19 protein-coding genes and 1 rRNA gene are annotated in these 17254 nt (G+C 34.4%); 1 reads left to right on the top strand and 19 read right to left on the bottom strand.

The window, feature by feature from the left end; all coding sequences use genetic code 11:
• The 10 genes from KE503_RS12890 to KE503_RS12845 all read right to left on the bottom strand — a co-directional run.
• A 16S ribosomal RNA gene (locus KE503_RS12890) occupies window positions 1-298 on the bottom strand; the annotation flags it as partial.
• 608 nt (window positions 299-906) lie between these two features.
• On the bottom strand, window positions 907-1059 hold the full coding sequence (locus KE503_RS12885) for a hypothetical protein (RefSeq protein WP_226799491.1): 153 nt from the start codon (window positions 1057-1059) through the stop codon (window positions 907-909).
• A gap of 233 nt (window positions 1060-1292) precedes the next feature.
• Window positions 1293-2258 (bottom strand): hypothetical protein, encoded by a 966-nt coding sequence (locus tag KE503_RS12880; protein ID WP_055196201.1) that lies wholly within the window; start codon window positions 2256-2258, stop codon window positions 1293-1295.
• A 163-nt stretch (window positions 2259-2421) separates the two neighbouring features.
• Window positions 2422-3525 carry a 5-methyltetrahydropteroyltriglutamate--homocysteine S-methyltransferase gene (locus tag KE503_RS12875; RefSeq protein ID WP_055196202.1) on the bottom strand — a complete coding sequence of 368 codons (1104 nt, stop codon included), beginning with the start codon at window positions 3523-3525 and terminating at the stop codon, window positions 2422-2424.
• Between the two features lie 138 nt (window positions 3526-3663).
• The gene (locus KE503_RS12870) at window positions 3664-4689 is read right to left on the bottom strand and encodes a threonine aldolase family protein (RefSeq protein WP_055196203.1); all 1026 of its coding nucleotides are present in this window, start codon (window positions 4687-4689) and stop codon (window positions 3664-3666) included.
• Window positions 4690-5508: 819 nt separating this feature from the next.
• Window positions 5509-7953 carry an ABC transporter permease gene (locus KE503_RS12865; RefSeq protein WP_212385432.1) on the bottom strand — a complete coding sequence of 815 codons (2445 nt, stop codon included), beginning with the start codon at window positions 7951-7953 and terminating at the stop codon, window positions 5509-5511.
• Window positions 7950-8624: an ABC transporter ATP-binding protein gene (locus KE503_RS12860; RefSeq protein ID WP_006426335.1), complete on the bottom strand. Its 675-nt coding sequence runs from the start codon at window positions 8622-8624 to the stop codon at window positions 7950-7952. The genes KE503_RS12865 and KE503_RS12860 overlap by 4 nt, the downstream gene beginning before the upstream one ends.
• 176 nt (window positions 8625-8800) lie before the next feature.
• Window positions 8801-10066, bottom strand: a complete 1266-nt coding sequence (locus KE503_RS12855; RefSeq protein ID WP_212385431.1) for a sensor histidine kinase — start codon at window positions 10064-10066, stop codon at window positions 8801-8803.
• The gene (locus KE503_RS12850) at window positions 10042-10731 is read right to left on the bottom strand and encodes a response regulator transcription factor (RefSeq protein WP_008120506.1); all 690 of its coding nucleotides are present in this window, start codon (window positions 10729-10731) and stop codon (window positions 10042-10044) included. Before KE503_RS12850 ends, KE503_RS12855 begins: the two co-directional genes overlap by 25 nt.
• A gap of 310 nt (window positions 10732-11041) precedes the next feature.
• Complete coding sequence (locus KE503_RS12845) at window positions 11042-11263, bottom strand: hypothetical protein (RefSeq protein WP_212385429.1); 222 nt, start codon at window positions 11261-11263, stop codon at window positions 11042-11044.
• 146 nt (window positions 11264-11409) lie between these two features.
• Here KE503_RS12845 and KE503_RS12840 point away from each other — a divergent pair, with 146 nt between their 5' ends.
• Window positions 11410-11886: a hypothetical protein gene (locus KE503_RS12840; RefSeq protein WP_249183066.1), complete on the top strand. Its 477-nt coding sequence runs from the start codon at window positions 11410-11412 to the stop codon at window positions 11884-11886.
• A 254-nt stretch (window positions 11887-12140) separates the two neighbouring features.
• Here the strand turns inward: KE503_RS12840 and tnpA are convergent, their stop codons facing one another.
• The 9 genes from tnpA to KE503_RS12795 form a co-directional block, all read right to left on the bottom strand.
• Window positions 12141-12587, bottom strand: a complete 447-nt coding sequence (gene tnpA, locus KE503_RS12835) for an IS200/IS605 family transposase (RefSeq protein WP_055073066.1) — start codon at window positions 12585-12587, stop codon at window positions 12141-12143.
• A gap of 268 nt (window positions 12588-12855) precedes the next feature.
• A complete protein-coding gene (locus KE503_RS12830; protein WP_055073065.1) occupies window positions 12856-13752 on the bottom strand; it encodes a hypothetical protein in 897 nt (298 codons plus the stop codon).
• A gap of 129 nt (window positions 13753-13881) precedes the next feature.
• Window positions 13882-14157, bottom strand: a complete 276-nt coding sequence (locus KE503_RS12825) for a hypothetical protein (RefSeq protein WP_055073064.1) — start codon at window positions 14155-14157, stop codon at window positions 13882-13884.
• 250 nt (window positions 14158-14407) lie between these two features.
• Window positions 14408-14653, bottom strand: a complete 246-nt coding sequence (locus tag KE503_RS12820; RefSeq protein WP_055073063.1) for a helix-turn-helix domain-containing protein — start codon at window positions 14651-14653, stop codon at window positions 14408-14410.
• Window positions 14637-15077 (bottom strand): sigma factor-like helix-turn-helix DNA-binding protein, encoded by a 441-nt coding sequence (locus KE503_RS12815; protein WP_055073062.1) that lies wholly within the window; start codon window positions 15075-15077, stop codon window positions 14637-14639. Before KE503_RS12815 ends, KE503_RS12820 begins: the two co-directional genes overlap by 17 nt.
• A gap of 250 nt (window positions 15078-15327) precedes the next feature.
• A complete protein-coding gene (locus tag KE503_RS15090) occupies window positions 15328-15609 on the bottom strand; it encodes a hypothetical protein (protein ID WP_330381533.1) in 282 nt (93 codons plus the stop codon).
• A gap of 122 nt (window positions 15610-15731) precedes the next feature.
• Window positions 15732-15899, bottom strand: a complete 168-nt coding sequence (locus KE503_RS15085; RefSeq protein ID WP_155511635.1) for a hypothetical protein — start codon at window positions 15897-15899, stop codon at window positions 15732-15734.
• A 555-nt stretch (window positions 15900-16454) separates the two neighbouring features.
• Window positions 16455-16757 carry a transcriptional regulator gene (locus tag KE503_RS12800; RefSeq protein ID WP_055073061.1) on the bottom strand — a complete coding sequence of 101 codons (303 nt, stop codon included), beginning with the start codon at window positions 16755-16757 and terminating at the stop codon, window positions 16455-16457.
• A gap of 28 nt (window positions 16758-16785) precedes the next feature.
• Window positions 16786-17254: hypothetical protein (locus tag KE503_RS12795; RefSeq protein ID WP_212385427.1), on the bottom strand; the 469-nt coding region annotated here is incomplete at its 5' end.

The raw sequence follows: 17254 nt of genomic DNA, 5'->3' as shown, positions 1-17254 counted from the left end.
TCGTCGCCTTGGTGAGCCGTTACCTCACCAACCAGCTAATCAGACGCGGGTCCATCCTGTACCACCGGAGTTTTTACCCCTGCACCATGCGGTGCTGTGGTCTTATGCGGTATTAGCAGTCATTTCTGATTGTTATCCCCCTGTACAGGGCAGGTTACCCACGCGTTACTCACCCGTCCGCCACTCAGTCTACAAAACATCAATCCCGAAGGAAATCTGTTAAGCAGCTTCGTTCGACTTGCATGTGTTAAGCACGCCGCCAGCGTTCATCCTGAGCCAGGATCAAACTCTCATGTTCAATGTTGATCCAAGTTCAAGAAGCACTAGCTTCTTTATCCTTATTAATTACTGTTCTCTATAAAGAACGTTCGTTGATTTTTACTAAAATCATCTGAAAAATTCATTAGAATTTTCAAGGTTGTCTTATTGTTCAGTTGTCAAAGATCTTTTTTGTGATCCGCTTCTTGTGTGCAAGAAGCTTTATTATTTTATCGCAGTTCTTTTTATTTGTCAAGAACTTTTTTAATTTATTTTGTTGTTTTGAACTCTTTCGTTCTGCAACAACTTTTATATAATATCATTTCTGATCTCATCTGTCAAGAACTTTTTAACTTTTCTTTCAGATCTGATCTCTATTGTTCTGATCGTTCTCCGTCAGCAACTTTTATAGATTATCACATCTGACAGCTTATGTCAAGAAGTTTTTTCATTCTTTTCAGAAGCAAAACCAGCTTTGATGTTATATTTTCATGCCGCTCTTTCAGCGACGTTGACTATCTTACCATAGCTGTATACAGTATGTCAACAACTTTTTTCATCTTTTTTCGACAATAATTTTGCCCATCAATATGTTGTGTTTTCATTTGCCAAAACTACAATATATCGATGGGCATTCTCTTTAGATTCTTATAAAACAAATTGATAAACTACTGCCAAGACAATAATTGCCAGAACAACCAGACCGAATAATACTTGTGATCTTCCATATCCTTTCCAGTCTTTTTGCAATTCTTTTGTCTTTTCCTCGCTGATAAAGCGAATCTTTCCTTTCTCTGACATAAGATACACCCTCTTTCTTCTATAAAAGAACATATTGTTTTACTGCTCGAATTTAAATATATACTTTATTTTCCTTGCATGATATCTGTAAATTCTGCCTGCTAAAATGTTTTGTTACTACAATGTCTTTATGCTACTTATTGTTTCAATTTAATATATTTATATTATATATTTTTTATATATAACATTCAAGTTTTATATCAAAAATATAAAAATAATATCTATTTCCTTGATTACTTATTTTTATCTATTCTTATAAATCTGGTACTTATATTCTTTCCATCTGTACCTTTTTCACTTCCACATCCTACTCCAGCTTCCCATTTTGATCCATCTAATCTTGTAACAATAATTCTTCCTTTCTTTATTTTGACTTTAGCAACATCAGACATTGTTTTTTGTGGAATATATTCATAATTTTCTTCCATGCCATATTCTCCACCCTTTTTACCATTTCCTAATTGTCCATATGCATTATCTCCCCACAAGTACAAATCATTATCTTCAGAAATAGCTGCTGCATTATACCAATTTGATGTTACAAATCTCATATGATCTAATATCTTTTTTACTTGTACTATATCTTTATTGCAATCCTTATCATACCCTAACAATCCACTTCCATTACAGCCCCAAGTCCATACCGATTTATCTTCTTTTATAGCAAGTACTGTCCCTGTTTCATTTTGATTTGTCATGTAAATAACATTATCTATAATAGAGACAGGTTTACGAACAACTCCTGTAATTTCACTAGATTTCTCTTCTTCATTCATTTTAATTCCTAATTCTTCTGTTCGATTCCATCCCATTCCATATAATTTATTTTTGTTATCAAGAAATAACAATGTAGATCCATTAAAACTCAGATGCTTAACATTTGATGCTATTTTTTCCTTTACACCTTTCCCATATTTCTTTAACGGATAACCATCATCCCCTATGGCACTTCCAATAAGAACACCTTTTTTATTTATCTTGTACTCATACGGTATCTTCTTCTCTGCAGATGATTCTGAATTAACAATTTCTTTGATATATTCATCCTCTATATTAAACTTCCTGTACTTTAACTTTTTAAATCGTACTGGTTTCTTGTAGTTCTTCTGAATAGATATATCTGAATTCATACATATAACCCCTCCTGTTGCCAATATTGCTAAAATTAGTAAGATAATAAAACTTTTTTTCTTTCCCATATCCCTTTCTCCTTTGTGTTTTACATTATATATTTATATTATATATGACATATACTCCTTCATCAATGTTTTTAATTTATCATAAAGTTTTATGCAAAAAAATGCAGCCTTGCATCCAACACGCAAAACTGCATTTCTTCTATATCTAATTTATAACCATATCCTACTCAAGAAAATCCGCACAAGAAACTAACAGGTCAATCTTCTTCCACTGTCTCTCTTCATCAATACAGTTTCCTTCTTCTACAGATGCAAATCCACACTGTGGTGATAACGCAATCTGATCTCCTACGATCGCTTTTGCTTCTTCATAACGTTTTTTAATCTCATCGTGATCCTCTAATTCTGGATTCTTTGTGGAAATTAATCCTGCTACAAAGATTGCATCTTTATCTTTTAATGCTTTCCATGGTTCAAATGATCCTGAACGTGCATCATCATATTCTACAAAGAATGCCTGATAAGGAATCTCAGCGATCACTGGTGCTACGGAATCATAGAATCCGTGGAACAATGGATTTCCTTTGAAGTTTCCTTTACAGAAATGTGTTGCAATAAACATATCTTCTGGTTTGTTATCTAATGCTTTTGTTGACACTCGTTTAAACCAGTCAAGGATTTCTTCTTTTTTATATCCAAGGGCGTCTACTTTCTTTAAGAAAGTTTCATCGATCAGATAAGTCCATGATGTATCGTCAATCTGAATATAGCGGCATCCATGATCGTAAAAGTCTGCAATTGCATCCTGATATGCTTTTGCTACATCATCGATCAAAGCTTCTACATTTGTTCCATAATATGGTGTCTCTTTATTTCCTAACTGCAAGAAATGATCGATAAAGATCATGTTCGGACCAGAAATACATTTTTTTGCTGTGACACCTTCGTATTTCTGTGCTAAAGAATGCAAATAATCCCATGCCTCGACTTCTGGATGTTTTTTGTTCTTATCATAGAATACTTTTCCTGTAACGACTCCAAGTTCAATCTCGTTGATCGTTCCATTGATCTCTTTTGTCAGATGTTTTGTCTCAAATCCGTCAAACTCTTTTAACCAGTCTAAATGCCACCATCTTCTTCGGAATTCTCCATCTGTGACATATGGAAGTTTATGTGCAACTTCTTTCTCAACTAATGCTGCGATTTCTTTGTCTTCGACTTTTGTTAATTCTTCTCTTGTGATCTTTCCTTCTTTAAAATCTTTTCTTGCATTTTTGATCGCTTCTGGACGTAAGAAAGATCCTACGATATCATATGTTAATTTCATTTTAATTTTCTCCCTTTATATTCTGCTGTCTGGCATTTTGTTTTCCGTTTGTTGTGCCTTTATTATGCAGTATTATTGGAGAAATGTATAATACTTATAAATGTCAGTTTGATATAACTTTAAGTTATCGCAACTATATTACAGATATTCTTCCAACTGATCTATGGAACTTTCCTCCGTTGACCAGCTTGTTGCAAATCTTACAACCGTATGGTTATCATCGTATTTCTCCCAGAAACCAAATTCTACATTCTTGCTCAATTCTTTCATCTTCTCATTCTCAAGAATGATAAATTGCTGATTCGTTGGTGATTCTAAGAAGAATGTATATCCTTTCTTATGGAAAACTTCTTTTAATTTCTCTGCCATTGCAATTGCATGTTTGCTGATCTCAAAATACAGATTGTCTGTAAATAAAGTATCAAACTGAATTCCCAGCACCCTTCCCTTCGCAAGTAATGCACCTCTTTGCTTAATCTGTGTCACAAAATGTTTAGGTGTATTATGATGCGGAAATACAACAGCTTCTCCGCATAATGCTCCTACTTTCGTTCCTCCAATGTAAAATACATCACAAAGTTCTGCTATCTCTTCTGGTGTCAGCTCATTTTCTTTGCTTTCAAGTCCATAACCTAATCTCGCTCCGTCAATAAACAATGGAATTTTATAATTTCTGCAGATATTGGATATCTCTGTTAGTTCCTTCTTTGAATACAATGTTCCGTATTCTGTAGGAAATGAGATATAGACCATTCCTGGATATACCATATGTTCATGATTGTCGTCTGCATAAAAATCTTTGATGCATTTCTTAATATCTTCTGCTGCTAATTTTCCATCCTTTTCTTCTAACTCGATTACTTTATGTCCGCTGTATTCAATCGCTCCGGCTTCATGAACACTGACATGTCCTGTTTTTGCTGCAATCACACCTTCGTAAGGCGCAAGCATTGTACTGATGATCACCTGATTTGTCTGTGTACCGCCGACTAAGAAAAAGACTTCTCCATCTGGACAGCGAAATACATGTTTGATCTTTTCTTTTGCCTGCGCACAATATTTATCCGTTCCGTATCCGCTTAAATTTTCCATGTTAGTTTCTAATAATCTTTGCATGATCGCTGGATGCGCTCCTGCGATATAGTCACTTGTAAATGAGATCATATTATTGTCCTCCATTTTTCTTTCTGATATCTATTTTAGCACATTTTTTTTGCAACGAAAAACTATAACATTATTTTCTAGCTCACATGCTTCGTTCATAGTTCATTTAATCCTGCTCTTTCATATATTGAAATATCTTTTTATCATTCTTTGATTTTTTATACCAACCAATACATATCATTATAATTCCAACAATAATGACTGTAGTTCTTATCAATGAATCTGGAGAAAATAAACAAGATACAACAATTCCTGTTCCAGCACCTGTAAAAAATTCTACAATTGATTTTCTTTACGAATGTTTAATATATGATTTCCTATATTCATAATATTACATGCTCCCTTGAATATTATTATGCGAAAAATAATGTTCAAAGTAAAGCAGTTATCACATTACATTGCATATATAGTTGCGCAAAGATTCTTTGACAGGTGCTTCTATTCCTATCGAATTTTTCAAATATATGTAATCAGTTAGCCGCCGACTTTCTAAAAAGATTAAAAATTCCTGTCTGCTCAATCAATCTTATGACGGTAAAGAAGATAAAGGAGTCAATTGGCCACATGATTAAGTTCTTTACAGTACGCATTGGAAGAATTGCATTAAATGTGAAACCGAAAAAAATGGACCATCCGGACGGATAAAGAACTTTACAATATCAAGCCATCCTGCAGCATATTATCCGCAGGATGTCGGCTGCTTATGCAGCCTTTTTGTCCAGAAGCTGATTTACTCCACCTAAGTAATAACAGAATCTTTTGACGTATACTCGCAAACCAAGCCGTCACTCATTGCCCGAGTGACAGCTTGGTTACTTGCTATCCCTGATACCTTATTCTTTCAACTAGCGTTTCTTTTTTCAGATTACTGCTTAAAACGCAGGAAAGTACAATCTGCAACAGACCGACCAAAAGAATCATAATAAAAATTGGTACGATTGGAACATGATAGATATTCATTCCAAATATTCCATTATGTTTTGCATAGGAAAAAAGTGCATAGCCGAGCGGCAGACCAATGATCAAAGCTACGCATATGGTACCAACCGTAAACATCAGTCCCTGTAACTGCAGACATAAATTTAATTGTTTATTTGTCATACCCACAGCCTGTAATATACCATATTCCTGCTTTTTTGTCGTAATATTCATGATCATGGTATTCGCCATATTCATAAACCCGATGAGTCCTACAATCGCCATAAACAGATAACAGCCAAGCTTCATCATGCTGCTTGCAAATTCGGCAGATTGTAACTGCGCATGATAAGTATCCATTTTTATATGCGAAGTATTAGAAATCAAAGTATTCAGACTTTGTTCTACAGATGCCACATCTTTTTTATCACAATCCACCCACAGATAGCCATAGGCTGTTCCTCTCGGATTCATGGAACGATATACACCTTTCGGAATGACAAGATAAGTGTCCGCACTTACAAAAGATCCTGCAATCTTTCCCTGATAGGTATAGGTTCCACTTCCATTCTCAAAGTCAAATGCAATGGATTCACCAGGAGCATATCCATCTTGTTCCATCCACGTTGACCAGCCAAAGAAAATATCACCATTCTTTACCGCCTGATCATAGTCCATAGAGCCAATATCCCCTTCTTGGCGCATAAAATCAAAATCCTTTTTACTCACAATAGTAGCCGGAAATCTTGTTCCGTTCAGATTTACAGAGACAATCTCTCTCGTCATGACATCTGTTACTCCCGGAATGCTTTTGATTTCTTCAATCAGCGAATCATTCAATGGATCATCCGTCAGAATCGTATCCAGATTATTCTCCGGATATCTTTCGTCATACTCAGCAGAATAGTCAAGCTGCAGTTCAAATTGTCCATGATTAACGGAAAGACGTGCTTCATGCTCCGTGTCAATATTTCCCACATAATTAGAGATAATCACAAACAATACGCAAGAAAAACCCATTGTGAGGATAGTACCAATAGTTCTTTTGGGATTACCCGTTACATTTGCCATTGCCATAGAAAACACGGTGACATTTTTTCTGCCATTTCGTTTTCCTTTTTTTTGTGTTTCTGCATTTTCTAAATACCGTGTTGCTTCGATAGGTGAAATCCGTGAAACAATTTTCATTGGTTTACGCAGTGCCAAAGCAACGGTAAGAAATGATACGAAAATACAGAGAAGCATAACAGGCAAGGAAAACAGAGGAACCTGCTGATTTTGAACTCCCATAGAGCCAGTTCCGGTTGATACAAGGTTCCCCTGTTCTACCAGCCAGTTAAAACCGCATTTTGCAATCAGAAAGCCAAAAAGCAATCCAACTGGTATTGAAAAAAATGTCAAAAAAATGCCCTCTCTGAAGATCAGTTGTTTCATCTGCTTTTTTGTCGCTCCCAGAGCCTTGATTTTTCCATACTCCTGTATCTTGTTGGCAATACCGACCTGAAAAATATTATAAATAACCACAACAGAGAAAAGTACAATTGCAAGAATCAAAACCCCACATACCGCAATCGTTTCATAACTCGGCTGCAAGACCCATTGCAAATAGAGATCATTGACTATAACGTTTTTTTCTTCGATCCCACAAGCTGCTGCAATCTGCTTTATAACCGAATCAATATTATTCATAGATACATTTGCAGAATCATTTAAAGTAAAATAAATATTATACTGTCTGTCATTCTCTTCGACGTGCTCATCATAAAACTCCTGTGACCCGAAAGCAACATAAGATGCCTCGATGGTATACTCATCCCGGTCATGTAGGATTCCGCTGACAACAAACTCTTCCGGCTTATATTCTGACCGCATCCCTGCACGGTAATCCAGTGTAACCGTATCTCCGACCTTTACATCACCATACCCCATTGCACGAAAAAAAGCTCTTCCGGCGGCAATTTCCTGCATTTTTTCCGGATACTTTCCTTCCTTTAACTCATATTCCTTATTATAGGGAAGCATTTTTCTTGCAGTCTCATCCATGCAGACAAAACCACCCTTTTCGTTGCCTTTTATGATACCTTCGGTGCACATAATGCCTGTAGCATCTATTTCCGCACGGCGGTTTACTTCTTTTAACTGCGATCCGTCTGCGGAAACAAACAGACCATAATTGCTTCCATATGATCCTGCCGCCTGACTTTTCTGTAAATGAATTACCCCATTTCCCACAGTACTGATGATAACAAGCAGCATCGTGGTCAGACAGATTGCCATCATGATCAGTATGCTTCTTGTCCTGTTCCTTTTGTCATTGCTATATGCAATCCTGCTTATTGTTTTCATCTGAAATCCACCACCTGTCCATCCTCAATCACCAGAATACGATCAGCGACCTGTGCGATTTCGTCATCATGGGTAATCATTACAATCGTCTGACCATATTTTTTTGCTGTCATCTTAAGCAGGGCGATTACCTCATCACTGGTCTTAGAATCAAGATTTCCTGTCGGCTCATCTGCAAATATAATTTCCGGACGATTCACCAGTGCTCTTGCAATTGCTACTCTCTGCTGCTGTCCTCCGGATAACTGATTTGGCAGATTATAAATCCGGTTTTCAATCCCCAGAGTTGCAATGATATCATTTACATACGCTTCATCCACTTTTCTTCCATCCAGCCCCAGTGGCAGTACAATATTTTCCCAGACATTAACAGATGAAACCAGATTAAATGCCTGAAAAACAAATCCGATTTTTCTTCTGCGGAAAACAGCAAGGGCATCTTCCTTCATCCTGTATAAATCTTTCCCTGCTAAAGTAACACTGCCTTTTGTCGGGGTGTCTAGCCCTCCAAGCATATGAAGTAATGTACTTTTACCTGAACCTGACTTTCCGACAATTGCGACAAATTCTCCCTGCTCAATCTGAATGTCCACCTGATTGACCGCTTTGACCTGATTCTCACCTGCGCCATAAAACTTACAAAGCTGCTTGGTTTCTAATATCACACTCATGTATTGCCTCCTTTTCAATTCTGTAAAGCGTACCTTTCAGCACGCTTTCTTTGCCTGTTTATATATTTGGTCATTTCTCAACCTACATTCAAATTGTATCAGGACAATCTTTCATTTCACTTTCAAAAAACGAGCAGAAATCTTACAGAATTGTAAGATTTCTGCTCACTTAAAATTTAACCAACATATGGTAATTGAATCACAAACGTGCTTCCTTTTTTCTTTTTGCCGGAGGTTACCATGATTGTACCTCCGTGTTTTTCGATAATTTCTCTCGATAGAAAAAGTCCGATTCCTGTACCACTCTTTTCCATGACCTCCTTGGAACTTCCTCTGTAAAATCGTTGAAAAATTTTGTGATACTCATTCTGCGGAATACCAATTCCCTGATCCTCAATTTCCATTCTTACAAGATAGTTTCTTTTTTGTAACCGGATAAATATTTTTGAACCACACGGACTGTACTTGATCGCATTATCCAGAACGTTGATCACAGCTTCACCAAGCCACCTTTTATCCTGCATAATCGTGCATGTTTCCAGCTCTTTTTCATAGTCAAAAACGAATTCAATTTCTTTCTCATCCGCTTTAGAATAAGTGCGGTTCACAGCAGATATGACAGTATCCATAAGCGGAAGTTTTTTCTTATTAATCTGAATCAGTCCAGTTTCCATCTTGGATATTTCAAGAAGCGACTGCAATAATGTCTCCAGTCCATCCAGAGCACTCCGACAACGGATACGAAACTCCTCCTGTTCTGTGGCACTTAAGTCATTCTGCATCAGCACACTAAAACATGTATCCAAAGCTGCAACCGGTGTCTTTAACTGGTGAGAGATATCAGAAACCATTTCTTTCGTGCTCTCTTTTTCTTCCCGTGCTTCTTCCTTTAGCAACTGAATATGATGTCCGATTGCTTCAAGCTGGTCATTCAATTTTTCCAGTTCTGCTGAATTTTCCGTTTTCAGTAAAGCATCAAATTTATTTTCACGGAATCTGATCAGAATTTCTTCCAACTGGTCTAAAATTTTCTGATGACACGCATCTTCTTTTTTCTTCCAATAAAATAAAAAAGTCAAAAGAAGCACGCATATCACAGTGCTTACAGCACCGGTCACCATAACCTGATGCCGGAATTGCATATAAAATGCATTCCCTTTATTTCCCCAGTATCCATATTGCTCCAATAATCGCCTTCCCTGTTCGTTGGTTTCAATATCCTTATCCTTAAGCAATTCCGAAACAGCATCCAGCCCAGAAAATTCTTCCTTTGCAGCAATCTCTGTCATAAGATTCATTTTATATTTATAATCTTCATAAAACACATACGTGGTAAAGCAATTTAATATTGCAAACAATAATATGACAGGTAATACCAAGGAGAGCACTACTGTAATCTTCTTGCGATATCTCTTTGTCACTGCCTTACCTCCTGATTCCATATATACCCAAGACCTCTGATATTCTTTATATAGACCGGTGCAGCCGGATTGTCTTCGATTTTCTCACGGAGTCTTCTGATATTGACAGCGATTGTATTTTCATCCACAAAATCCCCTTCCAGATCAAACACATTTTCCAATATTTGTGTTTTTGAAAGAATCTGTTTCGGATTCTGAAGAAAAAAAGTCAGCATTTTCAACTCCGTTTTTGTCAGACTGATTTCACGACTCTTTATCAGGACTTTCATTTCTCCTGCGATAAATACGATATCTCCCGAAATCATCTTTCCGGCTTCCGTTTTCTCCTGTCTGCGGCGGAAATGTGCTTCTATTTTCAAAAGAAGTACCGAAAGACTAAACGGCTTTGTAATATAATCATCTGCCCCTGCTTCATATCCCATGACCTGATCCATCTCCTGATCTAGTGCTGTAAGACAAATAATGTATGTATTATAATTGCATCTCATCCACCTTACAAATTCCAGTCCATTCCCATCCGGAAGATTCACATCACAAATGGTAACATCCACATTATTATCACTTGCAATTCTTTTCGCTTTTTTCACTGATTCTGCTGAAAAAACCTCATATCCGGATTTTTTCAGTGAAAATGTAATTCCACGATTTAAATTTTCATCATCTTCAACCACGAGTATACCTGGCATAGCATATGCACCTCTCTTTATTAACTATTTTTCCTCTTCGTTAAGACCTAGTTCGTTACATAATTCCTAATTATTCAAACATTTCATTACCTCTGTCAATCCCGATTTATCTCATCATATGTTGCCTTAGTCTCTGCAGATGTTATATCCACATCATCAAGTTCAATTGTGACATTAATGTAATCATCTGACTTTTATTTCAGTTGGGACAAAAGAACAACCGTCTCGATATGTATCGTTTCCACTTAAGGAATGCACAGAATCAGTCTCGTTCTCATCAAAGGAATGCACATTTGCATTCTTCTCTTTTTCATTCCTTACTCCTTGACCACAGTTTTTTTGCATCTTTAATTTCGTGTTCCAACCCTGTTTTATATATGAAAGTAATCATATATGGATCTTTATTACCATCTTTATCAATGCCACCTATAATGACTTTTTCGATTATACTTTCAAATACATGCCTGTCAAATTCTTCTAAAATCTGATTATTTTCACATAATATTTTATATGATTCTACAATATGCTGCAACTCTAAGTTTCTTAACTTTTCTATGAAAAGCTCCTAAAACTGATTTGTTTCCTTGTATAATTTTTACTTCCATTTTTTATTTTATTTTTCTCTTTATCTGTGTTATATTGGCCATATACTATAAACAGATGTTCGAAAGTGATGTGTTGACTACGGCTAAGTTAAATAAAATCAAACAAGATACTATCTTAAAAAATTTTTGGAAAAACAATGACCGATTTGCTGATCTTTTTAATACTTTCCTATTTAATGGAGAAGAAATATTAAAACCTGATAATCTAACAGAAGTAGATACAGATGTTTCTTCCATGTTAAAATTCAATGGTCATGCTGAAACTGTCCAAAAAATATTAGATGTAGTAAAAAAGACAGCTTATGGAATCGACTTTATGATTCTAGGTCTTGAAAATCAATCTCATATTCATTATGCAATGCCATTACGTCATATGATAGGGGATGCATTTTCTCCAGAACTTGCACTGGTAGTTGGAGCAATTACAGAATCCCAGGAACTTATTGATCACGCTTTAGAGAATGAGAAGAAAGGGGCGATTAATATGTGTACCGCTTTAGAAGAACTAAAAAAAGAGGGCTTGCAAGAAGGTCTGCAAGAGGCGAAGTAAAAGGAATTATTCAAACTTACAAATTACTTAATGCTGATCAAGAAGCTGCCCTAAAACTTATTATAGATAAATTTTCTTTGTCACAGGAAACGGCTCTTGCTTATATTAAAAAATATTGGTAATCAGGACCACCCGTCCAACGGGTGGTTTGCTCTAGGGCTATAAGCCCTTATGACTACTAGGCCAGCGTCTCAAGGCGCTGGCCTTCTCTTGACTCGTCGCTACCCCTTAAGGGGTATTGTTACTACTTGGCATTACCCCTTAAAAGGGTCTTCATATTCTTTTACACTTAACTTATCCATTGCAATGTCATGTTTTTCTTGCTCTTGAATATATTTTTTTATTGTAGCCTCGTTTAGTCCTACTGTACTTACATAATATCCTTCTGCCCAGAAATGACGATTTCCAAATCTATACTTTAAATTTGCGTGTCTATCGAATATCATAAGTGCACTTTTTCCTTTTAAATATCCCATAAATGAAGATACACTAATCTTCGGTGGAATACTTACCAGCATATGTATATGATCTGGCATTAGATGTCCTTCTATAATTTCGACACCTTTATAGCTACACAACTGCTTAATAATATCCGCTTTATATTGATTGTAAATTACTTTTCGTCTATACTTTGGTGTGAAGACGATATGATATTTGCACATCCATTTCATATGTGCGAGTGAATATTCTTTCTTCGCCATAAATTACCTTTCCTTTCTACAATGTAGCCTGAACAACTTTATTGTAAACCGAAAGGTAATTTTTTGTATAACAACCGACGCGCACCCGCATAGCGGGTGGTTTAATGCTGAATGGAATTCCTTTTTTCGGAGCCGCGAAAAACTCCATCCCATTCAGCAGGCTAAAGCCCATAATTAAAAAGGGACACTTTGCGCCACGGTGGCGCAAAGTTGTCCCTTTTATTTATGTTGTCTCATATTTAAAAATTATATACTCTGTACATTAACATCATTCAATTATATTTAGTATTAGCATTGGATTATTCAAAGCAGAACACAACCGTTCTCGTTCTTTACGCCCCATATATATAAACTCCATAATATCATTGAATTCTTGGGCTTCCAACGTATTGTCCTGAATTATTCCATTTTTTCTATAATGTGGTAGTGCACTTTCAAAATCAGAATACAATACACCGCTACGATTAATCATTTCTCCTACTTGATTTACTTTTTTCTTACATAACTGATACATATTTATTTCTACATCTTTTTTTGATATTAAATATTGTAATTCTATGTTATTATTAAAGTTTTCAGAATATGCAGATATAAGCATTAAAGACTCTTTATTATCTTCAACCCATTTTTCTGCTGTTTGAACATCACAGGCCTTTAATGTTGCTAATACCAATTTGTCAATAATGCACCTATTCTCTGGATATTTTCCATATAAAAATATTAGAACTTTATATCGTATTATTGGGGGTAAAATAGAAAACGAATACATAACTTCCGTATTTGTACCAAATTCATATTTCTCAAAATAATTAATAAACAAATATGATAAAAGATCAAATATACCATCCATTGCTATATTAAATTCCTTATCTGTAACTTCACCACGATATTGAGTATGTGTAGTTTTGTTTCCTTCCTCTTTTAATTTTTTGACTGCATTTTCTACTACTTCATGATTTTGCAATGTTTCTATATGTTTTCTTATTCTTTTATCTCCCAACATTATTTTTTCTTTTGGATTAATATCTAAAATTTTCCGAATAATTATCTCTGCATACTGTCTTAAAGTGGAAATTTTTCCTCTATAAGATGTTGATGTATAAAAAATATCTCCAATTAAATCATTTGCCAATATTTGATATTGTTCATTGTTGAAACATGCCACTTTTTATTCCTCCCATCCTTATACATTTTTTGATTATAATACTTATTTTTTCATTGTATCACAAAATAGGAACAATAAATTTCGTTTTTATCCATTGCTCCTATTTTTCATATTCATTTCTTACAGTTTTTACATATATTTATTATTAGTTATTTTCCTTGCGACAGATTTAGCTTCTTGAACAACAGTAGCATCCCATTTTTCAGAACATTCTTCTACTTCATGTGCTAACACTTTTCCCAACATAATAATTTCATCAATCTCTCCTGAATTCTCTTCATTTAATTTTATAGATATAATATCATTTTCTTCTATATCAGAAGCTTTATGAACTTCTTTCATTACCGCTGTTGTATCATTTTCTTTTGCTATTACTTGAACAATTGCTTTTTCATTTTTAGCCATATCCTTACCTCTGCTTTCCAATTTTATTTATACTATTTCTATTTCCTAGCCATAGCATACCACAATAATCAATTTTTGCATAACTACTTTGCGCCGCCGTGGCGCAAAGTTATTATTTTATCTATAAATTTAATAAAATTCATCCATTTCCCCAATATTTAGATTAATAGTATTTTGTACTTTCTGTCACATTATATTTATCTACTATGAAAAGAGAACTTTACGCCACGGTGGCGCAAAGTTCCCTCTTTTAATTTCCAATCTTAAAATTCAAAGTCTTAATCAATAATTTAGTCTGTAACCTTCGTTTTAAAGTTTCATCTACACAATAATGGATCTGTCCATATTCATCATACATTTTTCTTCTCGATAAATTGTTAATGTATCCGTCATAGTGTTTTAAAACTTCTTCAACCGCATCAACATCTCCTTGGGTTGCTTCTTTAATTGTTTCAAATGGTAATAAATTGTACTGGAATTCACATTTCTGACTCATCTGCTTTTTCCTCCATAACATCCTTTAAAATTTCTAAGGATCGTTTCCGATGTTCATTTACTGTGCTTCGAACTAATTTCATCTTTCTCGCAATCTCCGCATCACTCATTCCCATAAAATAAGATAATAAAATTACATCTCTTTTTCTCTTTGTTAATGAAGTTAAAGCTTCTGCTATTAACGCATCTTTTACCTCAATATCGTAATTTAATACCTGAAACTTATAACTCTCTAAATCATATTCATCGTGTGTAGCCAACTGATCCAACTCCTTCTGGGATAATTCCGATAACATAACTTCATTTTTGCGTAAATATTCTATATGTCTTATGTAATCTATTTTTTCTCCTTTTAATGCTAGTTTGCATAGACGATCAAATTGGTGCTGAATCGTTTCCTCAAATTGTGAAGGAGATTTCCCCATAAAAGTTCACCTCCTTCCCATTTGGATAAGGTTCAGAGTGAATTTCTTGCTCACTCCTACTCCCGATTAGATATATCCAAATGTTCGGTTTAGATAAGTTTTTATATGTTTTTGTAAAAAAAAAGCGTTCGGACCATCACTTCGATTAATCCAAAACGCTTTTTCTCCACTTCTGTTTTGTGTTCTTTATGGAATTTTCTTTTATAAAATTTATTTTTTGTAAGATGATATTCTCATCAATTACACAAATTTATTCGGCATATCCATTCGGATGGGTACTATGCCATTTCCAAGCTGTAGATATGATATCTTCCAGACTATTAAGTTCTGGTTTCCATCCTAATACTTCTTTTGCCTTATCACTGGATACAATTAAGATATCTGGAACACCGGCTCTTCGTTTCTCTTCCACTGCTTTAATTGGAAGACCTGTTACTTTTCTCTCAGTTTCAATAACTTCTTTCACTGTGAATCCAACTCCATTTCCAAGATTGAAAATATTGCTTTCTCCACCATTGATCAGATATTTCACTGCTAAAAATATGTGCCTGCGCTAAATCAGTTACATGACATATAATCTCTCACACATGTTCCATCTTTTGTATCATAATCCGTTCCAAAAATGCTAATATGATCTCTCTTACCATTTGAAGCCTACAAAATCAATGGAATCAAATGTGATTCTGGATTATGTGCTTCCCCTATCTTTCCACTTACATGCGCTCCGGCCGCATTAAAATATCTTAAAGAAATAAATCTTAATCCATATGCTGCTTTGCCAACCCACTTAAACACTTTTCCATAGAATCTCTTTCTATACATTTTTCCTGCAGTCACGGAACTCTAATTAATCACTTTAAATCACGTTATCATGTCACGATTCATCAATACCTGCTTGAATTACGCCTAAAAGAGTCTTGTGAATTGTTAAAAATTCGAATCTTTTGATTAAAGAAATAGAAATTCAGTGTGAATTTCTATTTCTAGACCCTAATTATTATTCAAAGACTTTCAAAAAATGTATCATCGTTCTCCTGTGCAGTATCAAACTTCTTTAATCTTATAACAAAATATTACTATTTATTTTATCACAAATTACTATTAATATAATAAATCAAAAAATCAGAAAATCTACATTAACAAAGAAATAGGACTTGGCACATTACTACTTATACGCCAAGCCTTATTTCATTGAAATCCATTATTATCTATTGAATATTAAAATCATCAAAATTAATGGAAAAAATAATACTATTAACTGCAATAGAAAATCTAATATCAATACTTTGTCTTGCTCCCTATTTTAATACCTTATTAAAAATTCCTTTATCTTTGAAGTATTTAAAAGATTGCATATATTGATTATCTTTTATCTCCTTATTGTATATCATTGTCCTTATCCGCAATTACAGACTCTAAAAAAACAACATATTCTTCGAATTGTTTTATTCCGGTTTCTGTTATTTGATACTGTGTTACACCTTTCCCATTTATTAGTTTTTTTTCAGATTTAATATACTCCCACCCTTCTAATTTCTTCAACTGTACACTCAAATTACCATCTGATGCATTTGTTAAGTTTTTTAATTCTGTGAAAAACAATTTTTTTGAAATTAGGTTACTTATAATCTGTAATCTGAGTTTAGAACAAAAAGCTTCCTGTATTTGATATCCTTTCATTCTGCACTATATCCTCTTTCAATTATGATCATTTTTTTCTTATAGACTTTGCTAATATCATATATCCAATGATAATCACAAAAGAATAATACAAATCTTGATAGTGTATCGTTATATTTTCTATTGATAATTCTTTATCTATAGAAAATGCTATCAAATAAACTGCTAAATTAATTAAAGCGTATACAATATACATTTTATTATCACGCACAAAACTAACAATCAAAAATGATACACTCAATAGTATGATTGATGAAAATACCTCTAAATTCATCAGCATTTCCATCATTTTATCAACTTGAAAAGCTTCATTACTCGAAGCAAATGAGCTAATAATCCCTGCAATCCATAAAATTACTGGTATCACAACTACACCAATTCCGTAAATATATAGTATTGTCTGATAATATTGATTGGCATTACTTTTTTCCTCTTTATATATTCGTAAGATATAATATACCAAATACATAAAACATATTATTCGAATAATATACATC

This window comes from Anaerostipes sp. Marseille-Q3525 (assembly GCF_018223505.1).
GTDB classification, from domain to species: domain Bacteria; phylum Bacillota; class Clostridia; order Lachnospirales; family Lachnospiraceae; genus Anaerostipes; species Anaerostipes amylophilus.
The sequence above is the reverse complement of the archived record's forward strand: the minus strand, read 5'-3'. Positions and strand labels throughout refer to the sequence as shown.

What these genes read in the sequence shown, in the direction of transcription:
- KE503_RS12885 (WP_226799491.1), bottom strand. Translation starts at nt 1,059, where the DNA reads ATGTCAGAGAAAGGAAAGATTCGCTTTATCAGCGAGGAAAAGACAAAA.
- KE503_RS12880 (WP_055196201.1), bottom strand. Translation starts at nt 2,258, where the DNA reads ATGGGAAAGAAAAAAAGTTTTATTATCTTACTAATTTTAGCAATATTG.
- KE503_RS12875 (WP_055196202.1), bottom strand. Translation starts at nt 3,525, where the DNA reads ATGAAATTAACATATGATATCGTAGGATCTTTCTTACGTCCAGAAGCG.
- KE503_RS12870 (WP_055196203.1), bottom strand. Translation starts at nt 4,689, where the DNA reads ATGATCTCATTTACAAGTGACTATATCGCAGGAGCGCATCCAGCGATC.
- KE503_RS12865 (WP_212385432.1), bottom strand. Translation starts at nt 7,953, where the DNA reads ATGAAAACAATAAGCAGGATTGCATATAGCAATGACAAAAGGAACAGG.
- KE503_RS12860 (WP_006426335.1), bottom strand. Translation starts at nt 8,624, where the DNA reads ATGAGTGTGATATTAGAAACCAAGCAGCTTTGTAAGTTTTATGGCGCA.
- KE503_RS12855 (WP_212385431.1), bottom strand. Translation starts at nt 10,066, where the DNA reads ATGGAATCAGGAGGTAAGGCAGTGACAAAGAGATATCGCAAGAAGATT.
- KE503_RS12850 (WP_008120506.1), bottom strand. Translation starts at nt 10,731, where the DNA reads ATGCCAGGTATACTCGTGGTTGAAGATGATGAAAATTTAAATCGTGGA.
- tnpA (WP_055073066.1), bottom strand. Translation starts at nt 12,587, where the DNA reads ATGGCGAAGAAAGAATATTCACTCGCACATATGAAATGGATGTGCAAA.
- KE503_RS12825 (WP_055073064.1), bottom strand. Translation starts at nt 14,157, where the DNA reads ATGGCTAAAAATGAAAAAGCAATTGTTCAAGTAATAGCAAAAGAAAAT.
- KE503_RS12820 (WP_055073063.1), bottom strand. Translation starts at nt 14,653, where the DNA reads ATGAGTCAGAAATGTGAATTCCAGTACAATTTATTACCATTTGAAACA.
- KE503_RS12815 (WP_055073062.1), bottom strand. Translation starts at nt 15,077, where the DNA reads ATGGGGAAATCTCCTTCACAATTTGAGGAAACGATTCAGCACCAATTT.
- KE503_RS15085 (WP_155511635.1), bottom strand. Translation starts at nt 15,899, where the DNA reads ATGTATAGAAAGAGATTCTATGGAAAAGTGTTTAAGTGGGTTGGCAAA.
- KE503_RS12800 (WP_055073061.1), bottom strand. Translation starts at nt 16,757, where the DNA reads ATGAAAGGATATCAAATACAGGAAGCTTTTTGTTCTAAACTCAGATTA.